This is a genomic window from Rhizobium sp. P43 (assembly GCF_056730705.1).
Genome location: NZ_CM161539.1, coordinates 3,077,366 through 3,104,227 on the forward strand (window position 1 = coordinate 3,077,366; position 26,862 = coordinate 3,104,227).

At 61.0% G+C, this 26,862-nt stretch carries 19 protein-coding genes and 1 tRNA gene; 6 read left to right on the forward strand and 14 right to left on the reverse strand.

The genetic code is table 11. From position 1 onward, the window contains the following. Positions 1 to 5 precede the first annotated feature (5 nt). From AC1PUL_RS15420 to AC1PUL_RS15430, 3 genes are all read right to left on the reverse strand, one after another. The gene (locus AC1PUL_RS15420) at positions 6 to 443 is read right to left on the reverse strand and encodes a DUF2948 family protein (RefSeq protein WP_480465019.1); all 438 of its coding nucleotides are present in this window, start codon (positions 441 to 443) and stop codon (positions 6 to 8) included. Positions 444 to 578: 135 nt separating this feature from the next. Then, on the reverse strand, positions 579 to 1,871 hold the full coding sequence (murA, locus tag AC1PUL_RS15425; protein ID WP_480465020.1) for a UDP-N-acetylglucosamine 1-carboxyvinyltransferase: 1,293 nt from the start codon (positions 1,869 to 1,871) through the stop codon (positions 579 to 581). Between the two features lie 126 nt (positions 1,872 to 1,997). Continuing rightward, entirely contained in the window at positions 1,998 to 2,312 is a 315-nt protein-coding gene (locus AC1PUL_RS15430) for a hypothetical protein (protein WP_480465021.1), read from the reverse strand. A gap of 154 nt (positions 2,313 to 2,466) precedes the next feature. Here AC1PUL_RS15430 and AC1PUL_RS15435 point away from each other — a divergent pair. Then, a tRNA-Thr gene (locus AC1PUL_RS15435) sits at positions 2,467 to 2,541 on the forward strand. Between the two features lie 110 nt (positions 2,542 to 2,651). On the opposite strand, the gene AC1PUL_RS15440 is transcribed toward AC1PUL_RS15435, so the two are convergent. Further along, positions 2,652 to 3,866 carry a serine hydrolase domain-containing protein gene (locus AC1PUL_RS15440; protein ID WP_480465022.1) on the reverse strand — a complete coding sequence of 405 codons (1,215 nt, stop codon included), beginning with the start codon at positions 3,864 to 3,866 and terminating at the stop codon, positions 2,652 to 2,654. 46 nt (positions 3,867 to 3,912) lie between these two features. Between AC1PUL_RS15440 and AC1PUL_RS15445 the strand changes: the two genes are divergently transcribed. Further along, entirely contained in the window at positions 3,913 to 4,875 is a 963-nt protein-coding gene (locus AC1PUL_RS15445; protein ID WP_480465023.1) for a helix-turn-helix domain-containing protein, read from the forward strand. Here the strand turns inward: AC1PUL_RS15445 and AC1PUL_RS15450 are convergent. Further along, complete coding sequence (locus tag AC1PUL_RS15450; RefSeq protein WP_480465024.1) at positions 4,862 to 5,770, reverse strand: LysR substrate-binding domain-containing protein; 909 nt, start codon at positions 5,768 to 5,770, stop codon at positions 4,862 to 4,864. The two genes, AC1PUL_RS15445 and AC1PUL_RS15450, sit on opposite strands and share 14 nt — an antisense overlap. 254 nt (positions 5,771 to 6,024) lie before the next feature. Between AC1PUL_RS15450 and katG the strand changes: the two genes are divergently transcribed. Together katG and AC1PUL_RS15460 are read left to right on the forward strand one after the other, a co-directional pair. Next, on the forward strand, positions 6,025 to 8,202 hold the full coding sequence (gene katG, locus AC1PUL_RS15455; protein WP_480465025.1) for a catalase/peroxidase HPI: 2,178 nt from the start codon (positions 6,025 to 6,027) through the stop codon (positions 8,200 to 8,202). A gap of 585 nt (positions 8,203 to 8,787) precedes the next feature. Beyond that, positions 8,788 to 9,726, forward strand: coding sequence for an IS110 family transposase (locus AC1PUL_RS15460; protein WP_480465026.1), 939 nt, complete (start codon positions 8,788 to 8,790; stop codon positions 9,724 to 9,726). Between the two features lie 31 nt (positions 9,727 to 9,757). Here the strand turns inward: AC1PUL_RS15460 and galE are convergent, their stop codons facing one another. The 3 genes from galE to mscL form a co-directional block, all read right to left on the reverse strand. Next, positions 9,758 to 10,789 carry a UDP-glucose 4-epimerase GalE gene (gene galE / locus AC1PUL_RS15465; protein ID WP_480465027.1) on the reverse strand — a complete coding sequence of 344 codons (1,032 nt, stop codon included), beginning with the start codon at positions 10,787 to 10,789 and terminating at the stop codon, positions 9,758 to 9,760. 176 nt (positions 10,790 to 10,965) lie between these two features. Beyond that, positions 10,966 to 12,135 (reverse strand): pyridoxal phosphate-dependent aminotransferase, encoded by a 1,170-nt coding sequence (locus AC1PUL_RS15470; protein WP_480465028.1) that lies wholly within the window; start codon positions 12,133 to 12,135, stop codon positions 10,966 to 10,968. Positions 12,136 to 12,265: 130 nt separating this feature from the next. Further along, the gene (gene mscL / locus AC1PUL_RS15475) at positions 12,266 to 12,691 is read right to left on the reverse strand and encodes a large conductance mechanosensitive channel protein MscL (RefSeq protein WP_480465029.1); all 426 of its coding nucleotides are present in this window, start codon (positions 12,689 to 12,691) and stop codon (positions 12,266 to 12,268) included. A gap of 201 nt (positions 12,692 to 12,892) precedes the next feature. Here mscL and AC1PUL_RS15480 point away from each other — a divergent pair, with 201 nt between their 5' ends. Continuing rightward, complete coding sequence (locus AC1PUL_RS15480; protein ID WP_480465030.1) at positions 12,893 to 16,399, forward strand: hybrid sensor histidine kinase/response regulator; 3,507 nt, start codon at positions 12,893 to 12,895, stop codon at positions 16,397 to 16,399. Positions 16,400 to 16,428: 29 nt separating this feature from the next. Here the strand turns inward: AC1PUL_RS15480 and AC1PUL_RS15485 are convergent, their stop codons facing one another. Both AC1PUL_RS15485 and AC1PUL_RS15490 read right to left on the reverse strand, forming a co-directional pair. After that, positions 16,429 to 17,907 (reverse strand): pyruvate kinase, encoded by a 1,479-nt coding sequence (locus AC1PUL_RS15485; protein WP_480465031.1) that lies wholly within the window; start codon positions 17,905 to 17,907, stop codon positions 16,429 to 16,431. 78 nt (positions 17,908 to 17,985) lie between these two features. Beyond that, a complete protein-coding gene (locus AC1PUL_RS15490) occupies positions 17,986 to 19,701 on the reverse strand; it encodes a GH32 C-terminal domain-containing protein (RefSeq protein ID WP_480465032.1) in 1,716 nt (571 codons plus the stop codon). Between the two features lie 158 nt (positions 19,702 to 19,859). Here AC1PUL_RS15490 and AC1PUL_RS15495 point away from each other — a divergent pair, with 158 nt between their 5' ends. Next, the gene (locus AC1PUL_RS15495; RefSeq protein ID WP_480465033.1) at positions 19,860 to 20,891 is read left to right on the forward strand and encodes a glycerophosphodiester phosphodiesterase family protein; all 1,032 of its coding nucleotides are present in this window, start codon (positions 19,860 to 19,862) and stop codon (positions 20,889 to 20,891) included. 72 nt (positions 20,892 to 20,963) lie between these two features. Here the strand turns inward: AC1PUL_RS15495 and AC1PUL_RS15500 are convergent, their stop codons facing one another. The 4 genes from AC1PUL_RS15500 to AC1PUL_RS15515 all read right to left on the reverse strand — a co-directional run bounded on the left by AC1PUL_RS15500 (position 20,964) and on the right by AC1PUL_RS15515 (position 26,618). Further along, positions 20,964 to 23,180 carry an FAD-dependent oxidoreductase gene (locus AC1PUL_RS15500; RefSeq protein ID WP_480468597.1) on the reverse strand — a complete coding sequence of 739 codons (2,217 nt, stop codon included), beginning with the start codon at positions 23,178 to 23,180 and terminating at the stop codon, positions 20,964 to 20,966. A 31-nt stretch (positions 23,181 to 23,211) separates the two neighbouring features. Continuing rightward, a complete protein-coding gene (locus AC1PUL_RS15505) occupies positions 23,212 to 23,409 on the reverse strand; it encodes a hypothetical protein (protein ID WP_476379888.1) in 198 nt (65 codons plus the stop codon). Positions 23,410 to 23,419: 10 nt separating this feature from the next. Then, positions 23,420 to 24,628: an acetyl-CoA C-acetyltransferase gene (locus tag AC1PUL_RS15510; protein WP_480465034.1), complete on the reverse strand. Its 1,209-nt coding sequence runs from the start codon at positions 24,626 to 24,628 to the stop codon at positions 23,420 to 23,422. A 196-nt stretch (positions 24,629 to 24,824) separates the two neighbouring features. Further along, the gene (locus AC1PUL_RS15515) at positions 24,825 to 26,618 is read right to left on the reverse strand and encodes an acyl-CoA dehydrogenase C-terminal domain-containing protein (RefSeq protein ID WP_480465035.1); all 1,794 of its coding nucleotides are present in this window, start codon (positions 26,616 to 26,618) and stop codon (positions 24,825 to 24,827) included. Positions 26,619 to 26,862: the final 244 nt, after the last annotated feature.

Sequence of the window (26,862 nt, forward strand, 5' to 3'; positions counted from 1 at the left end):
CGTCATCAGCCCGCTTCGTGTTCCGGCCGCGTCGTCGTTTCCCAGGCGCCGCCGGTATCGGCGAGCTGGGCCTCGATGCACTCGACCTCAAGCGCGATCATGCCGCCGCCTGCCAATACAAGCTCAACCACGCCATCCGGCCCCTCACCTTTCGGGACATAACGGATCGCCAGCAGGCTCATCACCTCGTCGGTACGATTGCGATCGAAGCCGATCGAGCGAACTGCCTCGACACGCTTGAAACTCAGCGCGGCACGGCGGCGCTCGAAGCTCTTCGCGGCGCGCGCCGCCTTTTCCCAGACGAAGCGGTTGGCGGCGAGCGAGAAGAGACCGGACCGGCTCGAAAAATTCAAGTCGCCGGCCTTGAAGACGGCATCCTGCATATGGGCCGAGATGATCGAGAGATCATCATTGTCGAGCGCCAGGAGCTTCAAGTCCGTCATGTCACCTCACCGTTCCGCCGCAAGGCAGACTTGCTGTCGAATTTCATGTTTTCGACATAGGTTGCGGCTTGTCCAGTCGCAACGGGGCAAAATGACTTTTCGCCCCATCCTGTCGCAATCTCCGGCGCTTATCGATCAGCCGCTGATGCGTTCGATGATCGCACCGCAACGTGTGAGCTTCTCTTCCAGACGCTCGAAGCCGCGATCGAGGTGATAGACGCGGGAGACCATGGTCTCGCCTTCTGCGGCAAGGCCAGCGATCACGAGGGAGACCGACGCGCGCAGGTCGGTCGCCATGACCGGGGCGCCGCGCAGGCGCGACACACCCTCGATCCGGGCCGTCTGCCCCGACAACGTGATCTTAGCGCCGAGGCGGGCCAATTCCTGCACATGCATGAAACGGTTTTCGAAGATCGTCTCCGTGACATGCGAAACGCCTTTGGCACGGGTCATCAGCCCCATGAACTGCGCCTGCAGGTCGGTCGGGAACCCTGGGAAAGGTTCGGTGACAATATCGACCGGACGGATCTGATCGCCATGGCCAATGACGCGGATGCCGCCCTCGACGGCGGAGACTTCGGCCCCGGCGCGGCGGATCGCCTCGACGGCGGTATCGAGGAGACCGATATCGGTTCCCGAAAGCGTCACGTCACCGCCGGTCATGGCGACCGCCATGGCATAGGTGCCGGTCTCGATGCGGTCCGGCAGAACGCGGTGGCGGGCGCCGGAGAGGCTCGTCACACCCTCAATGGTGATCGTCGAGGTGCCGGCGCCGGAAATCTTGGCGCCCATGGCAATCAGGCAGTTGGCGAGGTCGACGACCTCCGGTTCGCGGGCGGCGTTGCCGATCACCGTGGTGCCGCGGGCAAGCGAGGCAGCCATCAGCATCACGTGGGTAGCACCGACCGAGACCTTCGGGAAGGTATAGCGGGCACCGATCAGGCCGCCCTTCGGTGCCTTGGCATTGATATAGCCGCCGTCGATTTCCATTTCGGCGCCCAGCGCTTCAAGGCCTTCGATAAACAGATCGACCGGACGCGTACCGATTGCGCAGCCGCCTGGCAGCGAGACACGTGCCTGGCCTTCGCGCGCAAGAAGCGGGCCGATGACCCAGAAGCTCGCACGCATCTTGGAGACCAGTTCGTAAGGAGCGGTGGTGTCGGCAACCGTGCGGCAGGTGAAGTGAATGGTCCGCGCGTAGGAGCCGTCCTGGTGCTCGCGCCGGCCGTTGACCGAGACGTCGACGCCGTGATTGCCGAGGATCCGCAGAAGAAGCTCGACGTCGGCGAGATGCGGCACGTTTTCGAGCGTCAGCGTATCCGACGTCAGAAGCGAGGCGATCATCAGGGGCAGCGCTGCGTTCTTGGCGCCCGAGATCGGGATGATCCCGTTCAACGCATTGCCACCAACAATCCTGATGCGATCCATGAGAGCCTGCGATACGGGCAAGGAGTGCCCGCCTTTCCTGAAGAACGTGTAAGGGGAAGCCAATCCGGCGAGGTTGGCTCTTTAGACGAAAACGAAGAGCGGTTCAATTGAAGCCGCAACGCTCGGTTAATCACCGGGTTTGGACGAATTTGCGGCAGGGTCGGGATTAGCGGGCGATGATCCTTCGGCCCCATCCCCGGCAACTGCTGAAACCGAGACAGGACGCGCCGCCGGCAGACCGATTCCATCCTCGGCCTCGCCTGCGCGGCGCGCGCGCGCCTGCTGCTTGCGGCGCGCCAGGTTTTCCCTGAGCTTTGCCGCCGCACGCTCGCGCCGCCGCGCCTCCGCTTCGGAGAGCGCTCGTTTTCCGCGATCGGCGAGCCGGGCTGCCTCGATAGCGTCGGCCTCCGCTTCGCCCTTGTTTTCCGGGTCATTTGTCATGAAGGGGTGATAGCCGATCGGAGAAAAATCGAAAAGTCCAATCAACCTCCGTCACAAAACTTGGCCGCCCGGACGCTTTACGGCTTGCGCTCCCCAAAACTCTGTGGCAATAGGCGCCTCGTTCCGGGCGGACCACACGCTTCGCCCGCCAGATGCTGCTATAGCTCAGGGGTAGAGCACTCCCTTGGTAAGGGAGAGGCCGAGAGTTCAAATCTCTCTAGCAGCACCATTCCAAATTCCGAATTTTAGAGAAGGTCGCGATGTTTCATCGCAAAAGTTCGGCCGCCGCATATGTGCGGCAGCCGGCTGATCTGTATTGTTCGGTCCGTTTATTGCCGCCTATCTAGCGGCAAGGGTTTCCGAAATGCGCTGGAAAAAGGCAAGGTTTTCACGCTCGTAGCCGAGGGGGCTTGCCGTAGCGGAGAGCTTGACGATCACCAGGTCGTTTGACGGATCGATATAGGTGTACTGATTGAAAAGGCCGACGGCGGAGTAGGCGGTTGTGCCGCCGATCGTCCACCACTGATAACCGTAGCCATAGCCCGCCTCGGGGTCGACCAGCGTCGAGTCGGCAGGGGCGATCGTGGAGGCCTTGACCCAGTCTGCAGGAACAACCTGGGCATCGCCGACCTTGCCGTTTTCCAGCATCATCAGTCCGAAGCGTCCATAGTCCCGCAGGGTCGCATTGAAGCCTGCGCCGTAGAATTCGCGTCCGACCGCTTCCGAGCCGTCAAGGACATAGAAGGCCTCAGCCTCCATGCCGGCCGGCTTCCAGATCTTTTCGCTCATGTAGTCCGCACCCTTCATGCCGGTTGCGGCTTCCAGAACGCAGCCGAGAACCGAGGTATCGAGGGTCGAATAGTTGAAGGTGCTGCCCTGCGCATTCAGCGGCTTCGCCTCATCACGCGCGTAGTCGCACCAGCGATATCGGTAGCCAACCAGCGAATTGTCATGGACCTTGGTCAACTGGGTGTCACTGCCGAACTCGTAGATTTCCTTCCAGTCGATGCCGGAGCGCATGCGCAGGAGATTGAGGATCGTGACATCCGCATAGGCCGTCCCCTTGAACTCCGGCAGGTAGTCGGCGACCGTATCCTCTACGCTTTTGATCTTTCCCTCGGAAATCGCAATGCCAATCATAGTCGCCAGCATGGACTTTGCCATGGAGAAGGACATGAAGCGGGTCTGGTCGCTGCTGGCGTTGCGGTAGATCTCCTTGACGATCTTGCCGTCCTTGAGGACCAGAAGGGCATTTGTGCCCGTGCTTTCGAGGAAGGCGTCCAGCGTCTGCTCCTTGCCCTCGAAAACGAAACTGTCGCCGATGTCGCCTTCCGCACGGGGCAACTCCCGCAAGGGACCGCCGGCCGCGACAGGACGCGTGGCGAAGAGCTGGTCCATGTGCTGGAAGGTCAGATAATTGAGCTCTGGCATCAGCATGGCCGCCCGGCCGTTGATCATGGTCGGCGTCTCCCAGCGCGACACGGTCTCGGCGGCCTGGGCGCCCATTGCCATTGACACGGTAAGAGCGAGGGAACAGGCTAAACTCAGTTTCATGGGAACTCCTCCTTTGTTCGCAAGGCATACAAATTAGGTGACGCGCATGGGATGTTCTATCCAGGGTCCGGCGGTTGAAGCGCTCAAGAATTGGGCAGGGGCGACGTGGCGCTATCAGCGTCAACGCTTTGAGGATGTGACCGAGCAGGCAAAGAGTGCGGAGGGCTGGCAGATTGTCTGCAATCAGCTCGGTCGGGGTCGCTATGCGGCGAGATCGGATAGTCTCACCGTCGGCCGTATCACCATTACCCGGGACTGGATCGACCTGCCGGTCGGCCAGCAAACGCAAAGCCCGGCGGGACGCGTATCGCTTTTCTTTCCGCTTCGGTCGGAGGATGGGTGGCGTGTCGACGGACGCTGCGAAACCGCACAAGTGGTTGCCATCCGACAGGGCCCGACGGAGCTACTGATCGCGCCAGGCAGCCGGAGTGAGCTTCTGCATGTCGAGGTTCCGGCGGATCTGCTCGGCCTTGATGGCGCGCTCTCGACTGTTCGATCCCGAGCCCTCCGTCCCGATGATGCCGTTTTGCGCGATTGGCTTCTCTGCCTGCTCGATCAGGCTGAGGCGGGCATGGCCCACGGTTTGGAGGGTGCGGTCGCGCTGGAGGACATTCTGTTGATGCGGCTTGCTGCCTGTACGGCCGGATTTTCACTCATTCCATCGCAAACAATCCGCCGTTCCGCGGCCATTGATCTACTCAGCCGGTTGGAGCGCAGCCTGAGCGAGACGGACGACATTCCCGCAACCGTCGGGGCTTTCTGCCGGCACCAAGCGCTCGCTGCCAGCGAGCTTGCCTGCGCGACACATGCAGCCTTCGGGCAGCCGCCGGCACTCTGGTACCGTATTGTTCGCCTCAACGGCGTTCATCGCGAATTGCGAGCGCGATCAAGGGGGCTCACCGTGACACGCGCCGCAACGCGCTGGGGCTTTTTCCATCTCGGGCGCTTTTCTGGCGACTATGCCACCTTCTTCGGAAGGCACGCTCGGGAAAGCCTTAAAGTGAACTGAAGAGCTTGCCTCCGGCTGCTTTGCGAACGACCTCTGCCACTTCCGTCAGCTGCTTGGCGATCGGGCTCGTCTTTCGCCAGATCATGCCGATGGTGCGGGAGGGCTGCGGGTCGGCGAAGCGGGCGATCGAGACGTCGGCGGAGCGGGTTTCGACCGGCATGGCGATCTCCGGGATCAGCGTCACGCCGATTCCAGCACCGACCATCTGGACGAGGGTCGAGAGGGAACTGCCGTCGAGGATCTCGCGCGGACGGACCGCCCCCATGTCGCAGAAGGACAGCGCCTGTTCCCGGAAGCAATGCCCCTCCTCCAACAGCAGAAGCCGCATTTCGCGCAGCATCTCTCGGTCGGGCACGGGCTTTTCTGCATCCTCCCTCGGGCGAACCAGGACGAAATTCTCCTCGAAAAGCGGCGTCTCGGTCATCGACAGCTCCGAGATCGGCAGGGCCACTATCGCCGTATCGAGGCGTCCTTCGGCGAGTTCCTGCAAGAGTTTCGGGGTCACCGTCTCGCGCACATGAATATCCAGATCTGCGTTTTCGCGGGTCAGTGCCGAGATCATGCCCGGCAGCAGATATGGCGCGACCGTCGGGATGACGCCGATTCGCAGGCGTCCGACAAGATGCTTGCGGTGGGCGCGGGCAAGGTCGCCCAACTCGTCTACCGACCTCAGGATATCGCGGACACGCAGCAGGAATTCTTCGCCGAAGGCCGAGAGCCGCACCTGGCGTGCGGCGCGCTCAAAGAGCTCCGCACCGAGGCTTTCCTCCAGATCGCGGATCTGAACCGAAAGCGCCGGCTGGGAGATCGAGCAGTCGTCCGCCGCTCGCCCGAAATGACCGTGACGGGCCAGCGCTTCGAAATAGCGCAGCTGGCGAAGGGTGAAATTGATCATAATCTTTTCCTATGGAACTGATCACAATTTCCAAATTACATTAATCGAACTGCTTTGCTAGAACAATTCCAGATGACGTCGAACGGCTGCCTTAAGGGGGTGGCCGTTTCGCTTGCGACCACGGGGAAGCGAGCGGAAGACGGTCGGGCGGGGAAACCCCGCCTGCAGTTCATCGGCTTGTGATGCGGGCATGCTTTTCAAGGGCTTGCCAGCAATCCGATCCTGGACAAGCGGGTTCTTCAAGGAGGCAAAACATGGATACCATGAGCAACAAAAACGCCGGCAAATGTCCGGTGATGCATGGCTCGAACACCGAAAGCGGCGCGACTCCGATGGCCTGGTGGCCGAATGCGCTGAACCTCGACATCCTGCATCAGCATGATGCGAAGACCGATCCGATGGGCAAGGGCTTCAACTATCGTGAAGCCGTCAAGCAGCTCGATGTTGCGGCGCTGAAGGCTGACATGAAGGCCCTGCTGCGCGACAGTCAGGAGTGGTGGCCGGCCGACTGGGGTCACTATGGCGGCCTGATGATCCGTCTTGCCTGGCACTCCGCCGGCTCGTACCGCCTGGCTGACGGTCGTGGCGGCGGTGGCAGCGGCAATATCCGTTTTGCACCACTCAATTCCTGGCCCGACAATGCCAGCCTCGACAAGGCACGCCGCCTGTTGTGGCCACTCAAGAAGAAGTACGGCAACAAGATCTCCTGGGCCGACTTGATCCTCTATGCCGGCACCGTCGCCTATGAAGACATGGGTCTGAAGACCTTCGGCTTCGCCTTTGGCCGCCCCGACATCTGGGGTCCGGAAAAGGACGTCTACTGGGGTGCGGAAAAGCAGTGGCTCGCGCCTTCCGACAGCCGCTACGAAGACGTGACCAAGCCGAACACGATGGAAAACCCGCTCGCCGCCGTGCAGATGGGCCTCATCTACGTCAACCCGGAAGGCGTGAACGGCAAGCCGGACCCGATGGCGACGGCCGCGCAGGTGCGTGAAACCTTCGCCCGCATGGCGATGAACGACGAAGAAACCGCAGCGCTCACCGCTGGCGGCCACACCGTCGGCAAGGCGCATGGCAATGGCAGCGCCCAGGCGCTTGGTCCGGAACCGGAAGCCGGTGCACTGGAAAACCAGGGCTTCGGCTGGATGAACCCGAACCAGAACGGCAAGGCAAGCCTCGCCGTCACCTCGGGTATCGAAGGCGCCTGGACGACCAACCCGACCGTGTTCGACATGGGCTATTTCGAACTGCTGTTCGGCTATGACTGGGAGCTGACGCACAGCCCCGCCGGTGCCCAGCAGTGGGCTCCCATCGGCATCAAGGAAGAGCACATGCCGGTGGACGCCACCGACCCGTCGATCCGCCGCATGCCGATGATGACCGATGCCGACATGGCGATGAAGGTCGACCCGACCTACCGCGCCATCTGCGAGAAGTTCATGGCGGATCCGGCCTATTTCCAGGACACGTTCGCGCGTGCCTGGTTCAAGCTGACCCACCGCGACCTCGGTCCCCGCGTTCGCTACATCGGTCCGGAAGCGCCGACCGAAGATCTGATCTGGCAGGATCCGATCCCGGCTGGCCCGAAGAATTTCGATGTCGGCGCCGTCAAGGCCAAGATCGCGGCTTCCGGCCTCTCGATCGCCGACCTCGTCGCCACCGCCTGGGACAGCGCGCGGACCTATCGCCAGTCCGACATGCGCGGCGGTGCGAATGGTGCGCGCATTCGTCTGGCTCCGCAGAAGGACTGGGAAGGCAACGAGCCGGCCCGTCTCGCCAAGGTGCTCTCGGTTCTTGAGCCGATCGCGGCCGAATTCGGCGCGAGCGTCGCCGACGTCATCGTGCTTGCCGGCAATGTCGGCATCGAGAAGGCTGCCAAGGCTGCCGGTTACGACGTGACCGTGCCGTTTGCCGCCGGTCGTGGCGATGCCACCGCCGAGCAGACGGATGCCGAAAGCTTCAAGCCGCTCGAGCCGCTGGCCGATGGCTTCCGCAACTGGACCAAGAAGGACTATGTCGTTAGCCCCGAAGAGATGCTGCTCGACCGTGCCCAACTGATGGGCCTGACGGGTGCGGAAATGACGGTGCTTCTCGGTGGCCTGCGCGTGCTCGGCACGAACTACGGCGGCACCAAGCATGGCGTGTTCACCACCCGCGAGGGACAGCTGACGAACGAGTTCTTCGTCAACCTGACCGACATGGGCTTCACCTGGAAGCCGACGGGCAAGAACTCCTACGACATCTGCGACCGCAAGACCGGTGAGAAAAAGTTCACTGCGACGCGCGCCGATCTCGTCTTCGGTTCGAACTCCGTCCTGCGTGCCTATGCGGAAGTCTACGCCCAGGACGACAACCAGGAGAAATTCGTGAAGGACTTCGTGGCTGCCTGGGTCAAGGTCATGAACGCCGATCGCTTCGATCTCGAAGCTTAAGAGCTACGGCACGTGCCTCGTGCCCCGAGGTTCTGTGTCGATAGAGAAGGCCGGGGACGCGAGAGCGTCTCCGGCTTTCTGCATTTATGATGCCCAGCTGAGCCGTTCATTTCTAAATGGGATCAGTTCTGTTGGCTGAAACGGAGTCGGATGGTCGCCCGGCTGGCGCGCGTCGTATCCACAGCATACGGCCAAGCCAGCCGGGCGATCAGGCGGCCCGTTCCAGCCAACCCGAAGGGCCGGGCATCTTTCCGCCAGGATCAGTGACGATCGTCTCGCCCATACCTTAGGTTATGCGCAGCGCCGGTCGTCGCTGCTCTGACGAAAACCTGCTCCGGCAGAACTGATTCCATTTAGAAATGAAAGGCTTGTCTTATGACTTCCGTGCTTCTTCGTGAAATAAAGAAGCGCCGGAGAGGACGGCCATCCTTCTCCGGCGATGGGGGACGGATCGATAACGGCAAGGCCGCCATTCTTGCGAATGCCGGGCCGGGTTAGAGTTTGATCGCCCCCATCTTTTCCAATCGTCCTGAACGGATACCCGAGTTTTAAGGCTCGGATGACAAGCATGGGAGATGAGAAAAGATGACGGAGATTACCATCGGCGCAGACATCTCGAAAGACCATATCGACCTCTACAGCCTGCCGAATGGCCAAACGCTGAAGGTTGCCAATGGCCGCGAGGGTTTTGCCGCCATTCTCAAGTGGATCGGTACAAAGAGGGTGGTGCGCATCGTTTACGAACCAACCGGTCCCTATCATAAGGCTTTCGAGCGTTTCATGATGGTGCAAGGAGTTGCCCTCTCCAAGATCAATCCGCGCCTTGCCAGACGTTTTGCAGAAGCGACTGGTAGGCTTGCCAAGACAGACAGGATCGATGCCGGACTGCTGGCGCGTTACGGCGCGCTTCTTGAACCGCGCATCCTTGAGGGCAGCACGCAAATCTACAATGACTTGAAAGAGTTGCATGTGGCGCGCCTGGCCCTCATCAAGGACAGGAGGGCCGCGAAGAACAGGGAAAAGAACCTTTCGAACCCACTGCTGAAGAAGCAGAACGCAGACAGGCTCAGGCAGATCGAGCGCCAGATCAAGGCCGTGGACGAGGCCATCATGAGTCTGGTTGGCGAGGACGAAACCTTGCGGGCCCGGTTCGACATCCTCGTATCGATTCCTGGCCTCTCACAGATCACGGCCTTTACGCTCCTCATCGAGATGCCAGAACTGGGCGAGCTGGATGAGAAGGCCGCAGCCGCATTATCTGGACTGGCGCCCATGAGCCGCCAGTCCGGACGATGGACCGGACGCGCCTTCATCGCCGGCGGAAGGGCCATCGTCCGCCAGGCACTCTACATGCCGGCTCTCGTTGCCTGTCGCTTCAACAAGGACCTCAAGGCGAACTACGACCGGCTCAAAGCCGCAGGAAAACCAACAAAGGTCGCCATCACCGCAATCATGCGAAAACTCATCGTTCTCGCGAACGCACTGCTGAAAAACAATCGAAAATGGACCCCAAAACCAGCTTGATCAAAACGGATACTCTAGAGGAGCTTGAGGTTCAGAACCCGCTTGCCAACCTGCGGCGAAGGTCGCCGATATCGGGTGTTGCAAGCTGCTCCAGACGTCGCTCCCAGGCCAGCGCCGTTTCGACGATTACGCCGAGATCATCAAAACGCGGCGCCCAGCCGAGAACCTGCTTGGCCAATGTCGAATCCGCCACAACCAATGGCGCATCCCCCGGACGACGCGGCGCGTATTCGACCTGGAAGTTGACATTTGTCGCGCGACGAACGGCATCGACAATATCGAGCACCGAGTAACCCTTGCCATAACCGCAGTTCGCAACGAGCGGACCACCACCGCGACGCAGGTAATGCAGGGCCTGCAAATGAGCATCGACGAGATCGTTGATATGGATGTAGTCCCGGACGCCCGTGCCATCCGGCGTATCGTAGTCCGTGCCGTAGACCGACATAGAGGATCGCTTGCCGAGTGCCGCCTCGCAGGCGACCTTGAGCAGATGAGTGGCGCCTGCGGTGGAATTCCCGGCACGCCCCTTCACATCGGCACCGGCAACGTTGAAATAGCGCAGCGCCACATAACACAGACCATGGGCGCGAGCGGTGTCGCGCAGCATCATCTCGCTCATCAGCTTGGATTGTCCGTAAGGAGATTCCGGTCGCAGGGGCGCATCCTCACGCACCGGCAGCGGCTTGTCGGGCAGGCCATAGACGGCGGCTGTCGACGAGAAAATCACCTTGTCGATGCCAGCCTTGACGGCGGCGGCAAGCAACCGTCGAGTGTTCTCGGTGTTGTTCTCGTAATAGGTCAGGGGGTCGTTGATCGATTCCGGGACCACGATCGAACCAGCAAAATGGATGATCGCCTCGATATCGTTCTCGGCAAAGACCTGCTTAAGGACTGAAGGCTTGCCGATATCGCCCAGGTAAAAGCGCGCCTGCGGCGCGACAGCCCAGCGGAAGCCCGTGGACAGGCGATCGACCACGACCACGTCTTCGCCAGCATCGAGGAGAGCCCAGACCATGTGGCTGCCGATGAAGCCTGCGCCACCCGTCACCAAGATCGCCATGACTTTTCTTCCCGTTGTTATTCTTATCGGGAAATCAAAAGCAGACGCATCTTACGGAGTGCTTATCAAAGGCCTCCAAGTGACTGAGATAGCTTATCTATTCGGATTCTTCGTAAAGTTCGAGTAAGCCTTTTCCATCAAATTTTATCGATCCGATATCAGGTCAGCAGGTGGGTTCAGAGCGACTTGATGTAACCGCTCAACCGCTCGGCTGCGTCGGCGATGTGAGTGGGGTTGCGCAGGAAGCAGGCTCTGAGGAAGGGCAGGCCTCCCTCTCCGAAGGCCGTACCCGGCGCCATTCCGACGCCCGTCTTGTCGACGATGTCGAGGGCCGCCTTGCGGCTGTCGCTGATCCCATCGATCTTGAGGAAGGCATAGAGCGCTCCCTCGGGCTTCAGCGTCTCGACCCGGTTGGTGGTGATCAGCGCATCACAGAGAATGTCACGCGAGGCCGTGGCCCGCGCGATGTTCTCGCGAACGAAATCATCGCCGTGATCAAGAGCCACGACGGCGCCACGCTGCATGAACTGGGCGACGCCCGAGGTCGAATACTGGATCAGATTTTCGAGGACCCGGCCCAGTTCCGGTGGCGCTACGATCCAGCCGACGCGCCAGCCGGTCATCGACCAGTTCTTGGAGAAGGAGTTTGCGAACATGACCTTGTCGCCGTCTTCAATCACGTCAAGAAAGGACGGCGCGCGCTCTTCGGCGCCATAGTAGTAAAGCGCATAGATTTCGTCGGCGAGGATCCAGATTCCGTGGCGGCGGGCCAGATCGAGAATGGCCTTCAGGTCTTCGCGGGTCGCCGTCCAGCCGGTCGGGTTCGACGGCGTGTTGATGAACAGCGCCCTGGTCTTCGGGTTGATCGCTTTTTCCAGGCGATCTAGGTCGAGTGTCCAGCGACCATCGGTAAAGGAAAGCGGAACGCAGACCGACTTGGACCCGGCAAGGTCGATGGCTGAGACGATGTTCGGCCAGCACGGCGAAAGATAGATCATCTCATCGCCAGGCGATGTCAGTGCCTGGACGGCGAGCGCAATCGCCTGCATGCCTGACGCCGTCACATAAAAATGCTCGACGGGTAGATCGACGGCAAAGTGGCGCTGGTAATAGCGCGAAAGCGCCTGACGGAGCTCAGGGATGCCCCGCTGCCAAGTGTAGAAGGTCTCGCCACCCAAAAGCGCATCGCTCGCCGCGCGATTGATGAAATCGGGCGTTGGCAGATCCCCCTCGCCCGCCCAGAGCGGCAGCAGACCATCGCGGCCCCGCGCATAGTTGATGATCTCGACGATACCGCTTTCCGGTGCGGCGAGCGCGCGGGGGCTGAGGCTGTCCAACAGGGCCATGGGAATTCACTCCTTCGATCAGTGCGACGTGTCTAACTGATTGAAGCGCAAAAATCCCATGATATTCCGTGAGGACAAGATCGATCCTGCTGATGGGTTCCGCGATCCGCAACCGGATCGCGGAGAAGGTTCAGCGGCTCTTCAAGAGGTCGCGGATCTCTGTCAGAAGCTGGACGTCGGCCGGCGGCGGCGCCGCTTCAGCAGCCTTCTGCTCTTCCTTTTCCATGGATTTGCGCAGCGTGTTCACACCCTTCACCATCAGGAAGATGATCCAGGCGAGGATCATGAAGTTGATGACGACCGTGATGAAGTTACCATAGGCGAAGACGGCACCCTGTTCGCGGGCGGCGGCCAGCGAGCTCGCGGTGACATTGCTGCTCAGGGGGAGGAAGTAGTTCGAGAAGTCGAAGCCACCGAAGATGACGCCGACGACCGGCATGACGATGTCCTCGACCAGCGAGTTGACGATCAGACCGAACGCGCCGCCAATGATGACGCCAACCGCGAGATCCATGACATTGCCGCGTGCGATGAAGGTCTTGAATTCCTGTAGCATTGTCCCCTGCTCCTCAATGATTCTATCGAATGCCGGTGGAGAACCGGCCCTTGATCATGGTTAATCAATCTTAATGATTTCGAAAATGGTAATTCGGCACAGACCGCGACCCGATTTCGACTAAGGTCAATATTCGAAACGATTTCAAAAGAGGCCAACATGCCCTAAGGTTTCCGCTCGGGCGCAGTCGAGGAGGAAAAGGTGTTCCCAGGCTGGATCATCGTTGCGTCGGCGATCGGTTATCTTCTGTTGCTGTTTGCCGTAGCCAGCTACGGAGACCGCAAGACGCGCGTACATGGGGTTCCTCCTGGAGGACGACCCGTCGTCTATGCGCTGAGCCTCGCCGTCTATTGCACATCCTGGACCTACTTTGGCGGAGTCGGCCTCGCTGCCGACCACGGCCTCGAATTCATGGCGATCTACATCGGTCCGATCCTGATGTACACGCTTGGAATGCCGATCCTCAGACGGATCGTCGAGCTCGCGAAGACAGAAAAGATCACGTCCGGCGCCGACTTCGTGGCGGCACGATACGGCAAGAACCCGGTTGTCGGCATGCTGGTCACGGTGATCTATCTGGTCGGCATCATCCCCTACATTGCCTTGCAGCTGAAAGCAGTGTCGAGTTCGGTTGCGGCTGTGATGGATCCGACGGCCTATGGCATCGGCACTGGCAATCTCTATTTCATCGACCTGCCGCTGATCGTCGCCTTCATTCTGGCCTGCTTTGCCGTGATCTTCGGTACGCGCCACACGGATGCGACAGAGCATCAGGATGGCCTCATCCTGGCGATTGCCATGGAATCGGTGGTGAAGCTGATCGCCTTTTGGACACTGGGCGTCTTCGTCATCTGGGTGATGTTCGACGGGCCTGCCGACCTCTGGCAGAAGGCCGTCGAGAGCGAAGCGGTGATGGCCGCCCTCACCCATGAGACACCGCCGAGCCGTTGGCTGCTGCTGATCGCGCTTTCCGCCTTCGCGATCATCATGCTGCCGCGGCAATTCCATGTGACGGTGGTCGAAAACCGCACACCGCGGGAACTGAAGCTCGCGGGTATTCTGATGCCGATCTATCTGATCGCCATCAATATCTTCGTTCTGCCCGCCGCGATCGCCGGCATTCTGGTTTTCGGCGGCAGCGGTGATGCAGATCTTTACGTCCTCTCTCTGCCGCTGGAAGCCGGTTCCGGTTTCGTCTCGCTGCTGACCTTTATCGGCGGCTTTTCTGCGGCAACCGCCATGGTCATCGTGGCATCGGTTGCGCTGGCGATCATGGTGTCGAACGACATGGTGCTGCCGATCTTTCTCAGGCAGAAACTGCTCGGGCGGCCGAGCCAACGCGAAGATTTCGCCAAGACACTGCTACATATCCGCCGGACCGCCATCTTCGGCGTCCTTCTGCTCGGCTATGTTTACTTCCGCTCCGCTGACAATACGACGGGGCTCGCCAAGATCGGCCTTCTCTCCTTCACTGCCATCGCACAGATCGCACCGGCGATGTTTGGTGGTTTGATCTGGCGACGGGCCAATGCGCGGGGCGCAATCGCCGGCCTCACCATCGGCTTCCTCGTCTGGGCTTATCTGCTCTTCCTGCCGAGCCTCGGCGCTGACGATCATTCCTGGATCGCTTCTGCCGTCCTCGGCTTCCTGCTGCCTGGATTGTCGATGTTTGAGCCGCAATATGCGGATCCGCTGGTAAATGCGACAATCTTTAGCCTGCTTGTCAACACGCTCGCCTTCGTTATCGGATCGCTCAGCCGCAATCCGCGGCCTGTGGAACGGATTCAGTCTTCAATCTTCATCAAGCGCCAGCCACGTTCCAATTTCGCAACGCGCGGCTGGAAGACCAGCGTCGCGGTTGGCGACCTGAAGGCCGCGATCGCCCGCTACCTCGGAAATGAGCGGATGGAGCGGTCCTTCCGGTCCTACGAGCAGACAGTCGGCCGCAAGCTTGCCGACGACAGCCCGGCCGACATGGCCTTCATCCATTTTTCTGAGCAGCTTCTCGGCAGCGCGATTGGTTCATCATCGGCGCGACTGGTGCTGTCGTTGATCCTGCAAAAGGCGGAGGATCCCTCTGCCGATACGGTATGGTTGCTCGACCAGGCGTCCGAAGCCCTGCAATACAATCAGGATATGATGCAGACGGCGCTTGCCCAAATGGAGCAGGGGATCGCCGTCTTTGACGCCTCTGACCGCCTGACGATCTGGAACCGTCGCTTCAGAACGCTACTGGATCTGCCTGAGCATGTCGGACAGGTGGGCTTTCCGCTGGTCGATATCATCGCCATTCTGGCACAAAGGGGCGATGTTCCGGCGGGCGACAGCCAGGCTGTGATCCGCAGCTTCCATCAGTTCGACCGGCCATTTCAGATGGTACTCGCCGGGGGCAAGCGGATCATCGAAGTCCGCTGCAACCTGATGCCGGACAAGGGGCTGGTTGCGACGTTCAGCGACATCACCTCCCGCGTCGAGGCGGACCAGGCTCTGAAACAGGCGAACGAGACCCTGGAGCAGCGCGTGAGCGAACGAACCGCGGAACTGACGCGGGTGAACCATGCTCTGGCGGAAGCACGCGCAGCGGCCGATGAAGCCAATATCGGGAAGACCCGCTTCTTCGCTGCCGCCGGTCATGACATTCTGCAGCCGCTGAATGCCGCGCGGCTCTACTCGTCGTCGCTGGTCGAGCGGCTTGGCGATTCCGAAAACAGCGCGCTGGTCGGCAACATCGATTCAGCCCTAGAATCGGTGGAGAGCATCCTCGGCGCCGTTCTCGACATATCGCGCCTCGATACGGGCGCGATGAAGCCACGCTTCTCCAGCGTACCCCTGGACAGCCTGCTTCAGAGGATCGAAACCGACTTTGCGCCCATGGCGCGGGAGAAAAACCTCAAACTCGTGGTGATGCCGACGAGATTGTCGGTCCGCTCCGACCCGACATTGCTGCGACGCCTCGTCCAGAACCTTGTTTCGAACGCAATCAAATACACGCCGTCAGGCCGTGTGGTCGTCGGCGCTCGGCGTCAGGGCGACAAGGTCGTCATTCAGGTGACCGACAGCGGCATCGGCATTCCCTCATCGAAGTTCCGGACTGTGTTCAAGGAGTTCGCGCGGCTCGAGGAGGGCATGCGCACCGCTTCCGGTTTGGGACTCGGGCTGTCCATTGTCGATCGTATTGCCAAGGTGCTGCAGCATCCGGTGGAGCTGGCTTCCAAGCCCGGCAAGGGCACGACGTTCAAAGTGGCCATGCCGCTTGATGTTGCGAAGTCAGCTTCCAAGGGTGTGGTGCCCATCGATGCCAATTCCCGGTCGACGCCATCGCTTCAGGGCTTCCGTGTGTTGTGTATCGACAACGAGCCGAAGATCCTTGAGGGCATGCAGTTGCTCATCTCCGGTTGGGGCTGCAATGTCGAATGCGCGGGCTCGATTGCCGAGATGGATGAGTTGATCAAAGCCGGCAATGCTCCAGATCTTGTGATCGCCGACTATCACCTGGGAGACGGCAGCGGTATCGGTGCAATCCTGAGGTTGAGAGCACTGACCCAAACAGACGTCCCAGCGCTGCTGATCACCGCCGATCGTTCGGCAGAAGTTCGAGCGGAGGCTGAGCGCCATTCGATCACGCTGCAAAACAAGCCGGTCCGACCCGCAGCCTTGCGTGCCTTCATCACGCAGATCTCTTCCCAACGCCGCACGGCGGCTGAATAGGATACGCTGAGGGGAAAGCTGGTCCTGGATTACCAGCTTTTCAGGGCGCGCAGCGTCGCGGTCTTCTTGAAAACGTGATCGTTCATACGGCCCATGAGGCGGTCGAGAAGCGAAACTGCCTCGACCACGGCCGGCCCTTTGTTGAGCATCACGCATTCGGCGCGTGCCGCCATGGCGGCATCCGTCATCTCGCCGCGTGTCGGAATGCCTTCCTTGACCATGTCCTCCAGCACCTGCGTCGCCCATATGCAGGGAACGGAAGCCGCCTCGCAGATCCAGAGGATCTCCTCCTGCATCTCCGCGAGCCGTTCGAAGCCGATCTCGGCAGCAAGATCCCCTCGGGCGATCATCACACCGAAGGGTCCGCGCTTGCGCGCCCGTGCGATGAGGCCAGGAAGATTGGTGAGCGCCAGGGGTTGCTCGATCTTGGCGATCAGGCCGAGCGGATGATCCGTCCTGCCGTGGCGGGCAAGAACACTGTCGAGCAGGTCGATGTCTTCCGGCCGGCTGACGAAGGAATAGCCGATGAGATCAGCGCATTCGATCACCGTTTCGAGATCGGCTTCGTCCTTTGTGGTGAGTGGGGACAGTCCAAGTGCGGTATCGGGGAGGTTGATGCCCTTTTCCGCCTTCAGTCGTGTGCCGCCTGATTTGGTGCGGCGAACGAGGATGACGGCCTCTCCCAGTGCAACGCTTTCGACAACGGCTTCGAGCTTTCCATCGTCGTAACGAAGACGATCGCCGACTGACAGGCGTGTCACCATCTCCGGCAAGGAGACTGCGGCCGAGCGTGTTACGGCATCATCGATACGCGGTACGCCGTTCGCAACGAGACGGACGCGGTCGCCAATCTGCAGCCGCGGCTTTTTGTCTGCTGATGCCACCTCGGCCGTCCTGATCTTGGGACCAGCAATGTCCATCAGTATCTTGATGTCTCGTCCGACCACGCTGGCTGCCGATCGAACATAGGCGGTCATCGCGCGCCAGGCGTCCGGTCCGTCATGGGCGCAGTTGATCCGGGCGACATCCATACCTGCACGCGCGAGATCGAGGATGAGGTCTGGCCCCTCGGCTGCCTGACTGGGCAGGGTAACCATGATCCGGGTGCGTCGGGTCGCCGGCGTGGCCCCGAAGAGCGCGGCGCTTGCCGCTTCGAGGCGTGCCTCCCCGGCAAAAAACTCCAATTCGCTCGGCATAGCGGGGATATCTGCGCGAGCACCAGAGAGCGCCGCCAGTGCATGGATCACCGCATCAATCGTTGGCAAGACCCGGCTTTCAAGCCTGCCCATTGAGGACAAACCGAGCGCCATCAGCCGACGTTGCAACAGGCGGATGTCATGGCGACGGAGGGCCAGGTAGTGGCCCAGATTGACGATGGCCGGATCGTCGTCACCGGACGAGGATAACGTTGAGGGAGCCTCTTTGAGGATCGCCTCTCTGAGGTTGAGGATCTCAGCGTAAATCTCAGCCGCGCGCACACCGGTGTCATTGCTCTCTCGAATATTCATGATCGGCCCTGCCTCAGTCTGGCAGAACCCTAATACCGCCTTGTTGACAGGCCGATGACAATGAATTTCGGCGAAAGCTCAGAACCTCAGGCACCAGATTGTGGCGTTGCTGACGACGCCAGGCTCGGCGATCAGCCTTACGGAACGAATAGGCTCAAAGCCAGCGATGCGCTTGGTGCCGGCAAGCCTTCCTCCATCGGCAAAAACTTCCAGCGACCCATAGTCCAGGAAAACCCTTATGCTGCGAGCTGCCGCAGCCTTGGCCAGATACCGTGGTCCTGGCGGCTCTTCAGGTCTGTCGAGATAGGCGTGAAGGATCTCGAGGCCCTCTTCATGCTGTGTCACTGCGAGGCGAACATCCGGGTGGTCAAACTCCAGCCGAAATGCGCCACCGGGCTCCTTAAGTTCGAAAATGATTTCTGCTGCGCCGTTCGGCAGAAAGACCCGCTCTCCCATTGCGAGACGGGTGCGGTCCAGCATGCGGGCACGCAGGCTTTCCGCTGCGCCGATTGGCGGGGTGAGCAAGGTATCGCCTTCCAGCACTAGGGTGCGCGGCAGTGTCATGGCGGAGGGGAAATCGATGCTCGGACCGGTATCGGCCCAATTGCCGAGCCAACCAATACCAACCGGTGTACCGCCGTCCACGAAGGCCTGGAAGGCATAGTTGTCGGTGCCAAAATCGAGCTCGCGACCGAAGGCTTTGGCAAAATTCCGGCCATCGAACCAGCCGATATCGACCATCGTCAGGTTTCGCCGACCGGTTTCCTTGTCCTCGCCGTTCATGAGGCCATAGATAAGTGCCCAACGGGTCGAGGGATCGCGGTGGTCCCCATCAAGGGGCAGGAGGCAGGGGCATTCGAGCGCGGAAGTTTGATAGCGCGCCTCCGTGTAGAGCTTGCCGACATATGTCCAGCCGCCGGCAGCCGTATTGTCCTCGGTTTCGTAAAGCAGCACGACGCCCCCTTCATCGCTCTGACTGCCGAGCAGCATCTTCCAAAGCCCGTCCGGGCCTCTGAAGACGTAGGGATCGCGGAAATCGAAGGTCAGCCCCTCTCCGTCTGGCCTGCGAGGCAGAAAGACTTCGGCAGCACCGGCGCTGAAGAGATCTGTCGAGGTTGCGGTCAGCTGGATCTCCTGTTCGGGGATGCGATCGGCGATCTTCTCGGTGAAGAAGACGCGGATGCCCGGGCCATCGGTGCGGGCGATCGCAGATCCCGAGAAGGCACCGCCGCGCTTGTCGGGCCTCACCGTCAGTTCTTCGGATGGGAAGAGAAACACCGGCAGATGGCGCCAGCGCAGGTAGTCGGAGGAGACGGCATGGCCCCAATGCATGTTGTTCCAGATCCGGCCATGGGAATAGTGCTGGTAGAAGAGATGCGGGCGCCCCCCAAAGCGGCCAAAGCCGTTGGGGTCGTTCATCCAGCCGAAGGGCGGACGGAAGTGATAGCTATCGGGCAGATCCGGGGGCTCATTGGCGGGGTTCGTATGGATCACAGTGATACCGGTTTCCAAGACGTCTGAGGGCGTGAACCAGTAGCCGACCGAGAGCGAGGTGACGGTCGTGTCGTAAGCGAGCGTGACCGTCCCGCCGCCAAAGACGTGGTATATCCGGAAAGAGTTCTCCTCGGCATTGATCGCCTGGACCTCACCGAACTTTCCGTTGGCACTATAAAGGGAGACGGCACCCGGCTCGTCCGGAGTTATAGCCTTCAGCCACAAATGCAGGACCGCGTTGACGGGTAGCTCGACGTCGATGGCTTTCAGGCCCTCCGGTATGCCGGTCGCAGTCGTCATGTGCATCTCCCATTCTGTCCATAGCGCCCCCTTTGAACGGCATCGGTCCGCGACTGTTCCATGAGTCGATGTCACAGAGGCTTCAGAAAACCGTCACGGCGGCTTCACGCGACGCACCTATTGCGGCGGGAACGACACTGAAGATCGGAGCCCTGCTCATGCGTCTCGCCGTTCTCGTCCTCGGGCTCCTGCTCTCCCTCGTTACGGGAGCCGCGAGCCTTGCACCCATTCCGCCATCGAACCGGGCGGCCCTCATTCATGAGCGTCTGGCACATGCCAATCTCAACCGCGACCATGTCATGGTCGTGGCCCATCGCGCCGGTTGGAAGAAAGAGGGTGTCACGGTACGCGCCGAAAACTCCTTTGCAGCCATCGATCATGCCGTGTCGATTGGCGTGGAGATGGTCGAGCTCGATGTTCGACGTTCCAGGGACGGCGTGCTTGTCATCATGCATGACGAGACGCTGGACCGGACCACGACCTGTCGCGGCAAGGTGGCTGATCATACGCTCGCGGAACTACGAACCTGCCAGCTCATCGTGGAGGGTGACCGTCGCCTGACAGACGAGCATGTCTTCACGCTTGACGAGGCGATGCTGCATGCGCGCGGCCGCATCCTGATCAACATCGACAACAAGCTCGAGCCCGAGGCTCTGGTCGAAGTCGCCGATCTCGCACGCAGCCTTGGCATGCCGGATGGCGTCTTGCTCAAGCTCGCGGTCTGGAACGCCGAGCGGCTGCAGCTTGCCCGGGATATCCGCCGCGCCATAGGCCCCGACATCGCCTTCATGCCGATACTGGCGGACGACGCCGTAACGGAACCGGCCTTCATCGACCGCACGCAATCGGCGCTTAGCGCACCGGCGGCGGAACTCGTGCACTGGTATCGGGATGCATCAAAGCCCGTCACGACGGATGGCGGCCCCCTGCTCTCGCCGCTAGCTCGTGCGGTTGCCATCCGCAACAACGCCCATCTGTGGATCAACACCTATCCGATCACCGATCGCCCGGAGGGCATGGTATCAGGCGGGCGCGGCGACTATCTGGCGCTCTCAACCGGACGTCCCGAGGATGTCTGGGGTTTCTACGTCGAGCGCGGCGTGACGATCATCCAGACGGACGAACCAGAGGCGGTGATCGCATGGCTCGACGCTCAGGGACTGCGGCGTTCCTATGATCTGACGAACTGAGGCGTCACCCAAAGCCGGAAAGAGAAAAGGCGGCCCGAGAGCCGCCTTTTGCAGTTCAAATAGAGACTTGCCTCAGGCAGCCTTCGCAGCTTCACCGTAGGGGTCGAAGCGGCTGTAGAAGGTTTCACCCTTGGCGGCCATGTCCTTGAGCAGCGGCGTCGGGGTGAAGTGCGCGCCGTACTCCGTCGCGAGGCGTTCGCAGAGGCTTACGAAGTTCTTCACACCCATGCCGTCGATATAGGACAGGGCGCCGCCGGTGTAAGGCGCAAAGCCGAAACCGAGGATCGAGCCGACATCGGCCTCGCGCGGGTCGGTGACGATGCCTTCCTCCACGGTGCGGGCGGCTTCCAGTGCGATGGTCGTCAGGAAGCGTTCCTGCAACGTCTTGACGTTGACGTCATCAGGCTTCTGCTGCGGATAGAGATCCTTCAGGCCCGGCCAGACATGCTTCTTCGCGGGCTTGGCTGGATAGTCGTAGAAGCCCTTGCCGTTCTTGCGGCCGAAGCGCTCTTCCTTTTCGACCATGCGGGCAACCAGCTCCATATGGCGCGGGTCGACGGCCTTTTCGCCGAGATCGGCGACGGTCGCCTTCAGGATCTTGTAGGAGAGGTCGATCGCCACTTCGTCGTTCAGCGCCAGCGGCCCGACCGGCATGCCGGCGAATTTCGCGGCATTTTCGATCATCACCGGCGGCACGCCTTCGATGAGCATGTTGTAGCTCTCGGCCATGTAGCGCAGGACGCAGCGATTGACGAAGAAGCCACGGGTGTCGTTGACGACGATCGGGGTCTTCTTGATCGCAGCGACATAGTCGAGTGCCACCGCCAGCGCCTTGTCGCCGGTCTGCTTACCGAGAATGACTTCCGTCAGCATCATCTTCTCAACCGGCGAGAAGAAGTGGATGCCGATGAAATCGACCGGACGCTTGGAGTTCCCGGCCAAGCCCGTGATCGGCAGGGTCGAGGTGTTGGAGGCAAAGATCGCGCCTTCCGGCAGCACGGCCTCAACCTTTTCGATGACGGCCTTCTTGACGTCGCGGTCTTCGAAGACGGCCTCGATGACGAGATCGGCATCGGCGAGCGTGCCGTAGTCATCGGACGGCGTGATCAGGGCGAGCAGCTTGTCGCCGTCGTCTTTGGTCAGCTTTCCCTTACCGACAGCGCCAGCAACCAGGCCCTCGGAATGGGTCTTGCCCTTGCCGGCAGCCTCCATGTCACGGTCGATCAGCACGACATTGATGCCGGCTGCGGCGGTCACATAGGCGATCGACGCGCCCATGAAACCGGCGCCGACGACGCCGACCTTCTTGATCTCGGACTTCGGCTGACCGGCCGGGCGACGGGCACCCTTGTTCAGCTCCTGCATCGAGACGAAGAGCGAGCGGATCATCGAATAGGCTTCGGTGGTCTGGACGATCTCGGTGAAGTAACGCTGTTCGATCTTCAGGCCCGTATCGAAGGGTACCTGCAGGCCTTCATAGACGCTCTTCAGGATAGCGAGCGCTGCCGGATAATTGCCGGCGGTTTCGCGGCGCAGGATGGCGGAAGCGGCCGGCCAGAGCTGGGCTGCCGCCGGTGTCCAGATGCCGCCGCCGGGAACCTTGAAGCCCTTTTCGTCCCAGGGGGCGACCGGCTTCAGACCATCCTTGATCATCTGTTTCGCAGCGTTGATCAGTTCACCCGGTTCTACGACCTGGTGCACGAGGTTCATCGCCTTGGCGCGGGCGGCCGACAGCGTCTGGCCCGTGGTCATCATCTGCAGGGCATCCTGCGTGTTGGCAAGACGGGCAACGCGCTGCGTGCCGCCGGCGCCTGGGAAGATCCCGACTTTGACTTCCGGCAGGCCGATCTTGACCGACTTGGCGTTCGAGGCAACGCGGCCATGGCAGGCGAGCGACAGTTCGGTCGCGCCACCCATGCAGGTGCCGTTGATCGCTGAGACCCACGGCTTGCCACAGGTCTCGATCTTGCGCCAGAGCCAGGTCATCCTACCGGCGGCGTCAAAGAGCTTCTTGACGGCGCCGTCCGGGTCCTTGGCCTTTTCCTCTTCGAGCATGGAGAACATGCCCTTGATCATGGTGAGATCGGCACCGCCGGAGAAGGACGACTTGCCGGAGGTGAAGACGACGCCCTTGACGCCATCGTCGGCGCAGGTCTGGTCGACGATCTTCTCGATCTCGTCCATCACTTCGACAGTGAAGACGTTCATCGACTTGTCAGGCATGTCCCAGGTGACGAGAGCGATGCCGTCTGCGTCGGTCTCGATGGTGAAGTTCTTGTAGGTCATGATGGGATTCCTCTTCCCTGAAATCTTTTGTCGCTCAGAAGACGCCGAGAACGAAACACAGCCAGGTCACCAGAAGTCCGAGAATGACAACACTGAGCCAAAAGGTGATGCGGTTCGAAAGGACATCCTTCTTGGCAAGGATCGGAGGCCCCTTCTCGGCGGCCTCTTTCATGTCGCCTTCGATCTTTCTCAGCTCAAAGTGCCGTTTGGTCTCGTTGTGGTGACCGGCCATGGTGCGCTCCTCAAACGCGCTCGATCACCGTGGCCGTGCCCATGCCTGCACCAATGCAGAGCGTGACCAGCGCGGTGTTCAGATCGCGGCGTTCCAGTTCGTCGAGAACCGTGCCGAGGATCATGGCACCCGTGGCACCGAGAGGATGGCCCATGGCAATCGCGCCGCCGGCGACGTTCATCTTCGAATGGTCGACCTCGAAATGCTGCATGAAACGCAGGACAACGGCGGCGAAGGCTTCGTTCAGTTCGAAAAGGTCGAAGTCGGAGATCTTCATGCCGGTGCGCTTCAAGAGCTTCTCGGTCACGTCAACAGGGCCTGTCAGCATAAGGGCCGGATCGGAGCCGATATTGGTGAAGGCGCGAATGCGGGCGCGGGGCTTGAGGCCCATGGCCTCACCTCCGGCCTTCGAGCCGACGAGAACAGCGGCAGCTCCGTCGACGATGCCAGACGAGTTGCCTGCATGGTGGACATAGGTGATGCGCTCGATTTCCGGATGCGCCTGGATGGCGACGGCTTCGAAGCCGCCCATTTCGCCCGGCATCTGGAAGGATGCCTGGAGGCTTGCCAGCGACTGCATGTCGGTGCCGGGACGCATGTGTTCGTCGCGGTCGAGGATGACGAGGCCGTTGCCGTCCTTTACCGGGATAACCGACTTGGCGAAGTTGCCGGCAGCCCAGGAGGCGGCGGCGCGCTTCTGGCTTTCGACGGCATAGGCGTCGACGTCGTCACGGGTGAAGCCATACTTGGTGGCGATCAGGTCGGCGGAAACGCCCTGCGGCATGAAATAGCCCGGGAAGTTGACCGAGGGGTCCATGTACCAGGCGCCGCCAGACATGCCCATGCCCACGCGGGACATGCTTTCGACGCCGCCGGCAATGACAATGTCGTCGGAACCAGCCTTGACCTTGCCGGCGGCGAGGTTGATCGCATCGAGGCCCGAGGCGCAGAAGCGTGAGATCTGCATGCCCGGCGCCTTGAAGTCGTAGCCGGCTTCGAAGGCCGCAGCCTTCGGGATCACGGCGCCGGCTTCCATGACCGGGTCGACACAGCCGAAGATGATGTCGTCGACGGTCGAGGTATCCAAGCCATTGCGGTCGCGGAGCGCTTCCAGCGTCTTGGCGGCCAGCCGGGGTGTCGGCACTTCGTGCAGCGAACCGTCCTTCTTGCCGCGCCCGCGGGGCGTGCGCACGTGGTCATAAATGAAGACTTCAGTCATTGTCTCTCTCCCTTGGGCGCACGGGGGCGCCTTGAACTGAATGGGGCAATGCCCCTCATCCGCCTGCCGGCACCTTCTCCCCGCAGGCGGGGAGAAGGAGGAGCCCTCCACGGCCGCGTGAGCCGTTACCCTTCGCCGCAGCGGCGGCTTCCCCTCTCCCCGCGTGCGGGGAGAGGGTCAGGGTGAGGGGCAGAACTTAAAACGCTTCTGCGACCATTTCCATCAGGCTGTCCGCACCGGTTTCGATGCGGGCCTTGCGCAGGGCCGTCTCCGGCATGACCTTTTCCATGTAGAAGCGGCCGGTGAGCAGCTTGTTCTTGTAGTAGTCGGCGTCACCCGAACCGGCTTCCAGATTGGCGTTGGCAGCCTTGGCCATCTTCGCCCACATGTAGCCGAGTACAACAAGGCCGAAGAGGTGCATGTAGTCGGTCGAGCCGGCACCGGCATTGTCGGGCTTGGCCATCGCGTTCTGCATGAACCACATGGTCGAGGCCTGCAGGTCGTTGAGGCCCTTCTTCAGACCCTTGGTGAAGAAGGCCATCTGCTCGTCAGTGCGATGTTCTTCGCAGAAATCACCGATTTCCTTGAACAGCGCCATCACGGCACGACCGCCGTTGAGACCGAGCTTGCGGCCGACGAGGTCTAGCGCCTGGATGCCGTTGGCGCCTTCGTAGATCATCGCGATGCGGGCATCGCGGACATACTGGCTCATGCCCCATTCTTCGATATAGCCGTGGCCGCCATAGACCTGCTGGGCCATCACTGCGTGATCAAAGCCCTTGTCGGTCAGGACACCCTTGAGGATCGGCGTCATCAGGCCGAGCACGTCGTCGGCGAGCTGCTTTTCGGCGGCATCGCCCGAACGGTGGGCTATATCGGACTTCAGCGCAGTCCAGAGGGTGAAGGCGCGGCCAGCTTCGTTGAACGCCTTGATGGTCAGCAGGACACGACGAATGTCCGGGTGGACGATGATCGGGTCAGCCTTCTTGTCCGGCGCCTTGACGCCTGAGAGAGAGCGTCCCTGGATGCGCTCGCGAGCGTAGTTGGCGGCGTTCTGATAGGCGATTTCGGAGATCGACAGGCCCTGGAGGCCGACGCCGAGGCGGGCCTCGTTCATCATGACGAACATGGCCGCCAGGCCCTTGTTCTCGGCACCGATCAGATAGCCGGTCGCCTCGTCATAGTTCATCACGCAGGTAGCGTTGCCGTGGATGCCCATCTTGTGCTCGATCGCACCGCAGGAAACAGTGTTGCGTGCACCGACGGAGCCATCGTCCCCGACCATGAACTTCGGCACGATGAAGAGCGAGATGCCCTTGGTACCTTCGGGCGCCCCTTCGATGCGGGCGAGCACGAGATGGATGATGTTGTCCGACATGTCATGTTCGCCGGCCGAGATGAAGATCTTCTGGCCGGAAATCTTGTAGGAACCGTCGCCGTTCGGAACAGCCTTGGTGCGCAGCAGGCCGAGATCGGTGCCGCAATGCGGCTCCGTCAGGTTCATGGTGCCGGTCCAGATACCCTCGACCATCTTCGGCAGGTATTTCTGCTTCTGCTCGTCGGAGCCGTGTTCCAGGATCGCAGCGATCGCGCCCTGGGTCAGGCCAGGATACATCATCAGCGCCATGTTGGCGGACGACATGTATTCGCCAACGGCCGAATGCAGCGTATAGGGCAGGCCCTGACCGCCATACTCCGCCGGCACCGCGAGACCCAGCCAGCCGCCCTGACAGTAGGCGTCGTAAGCTTCCTTAAAACCCTTCGGCGTCTTGACCGAACCGTCGTCTGAGCGAACGCAGCCTTCCTGGTCGCCGGACAGGTTAAGCGGGAAAAGCTGCTCTTCCGCAAGCTTGGCCGCCTCGCCGACGATTGCCTCGATCATGTCGGGGGTCGCGTCTTCAAAGCCCGGCAGATTGTTGTACCGCTCGAGACCAAGGACGTCGTTGAGAATGAAAAGCGTGTCGTTTACGGGGGCCTTGTAGACAGGCATCGGTCATCTTCCTCCAAAGACTTCGGTTCCGACGGATCGGGCTGTTCTGGCTTATACAAATAATTGACGTGCGCGTAAACGTCAAAGTTTGTTGCCGCGGCATTTTTGCAGGGCCGATGGCCTGCTCCTCTTCCATTCAGAGCTTCTAACGAAGGGTACTTGCGCGGGGCGTGACGCCGAAAGACAGCCCTGCGGATTCATTAATTTTCGGCGAAGCTTAACGGCTTGTTTACCATGTTTCATG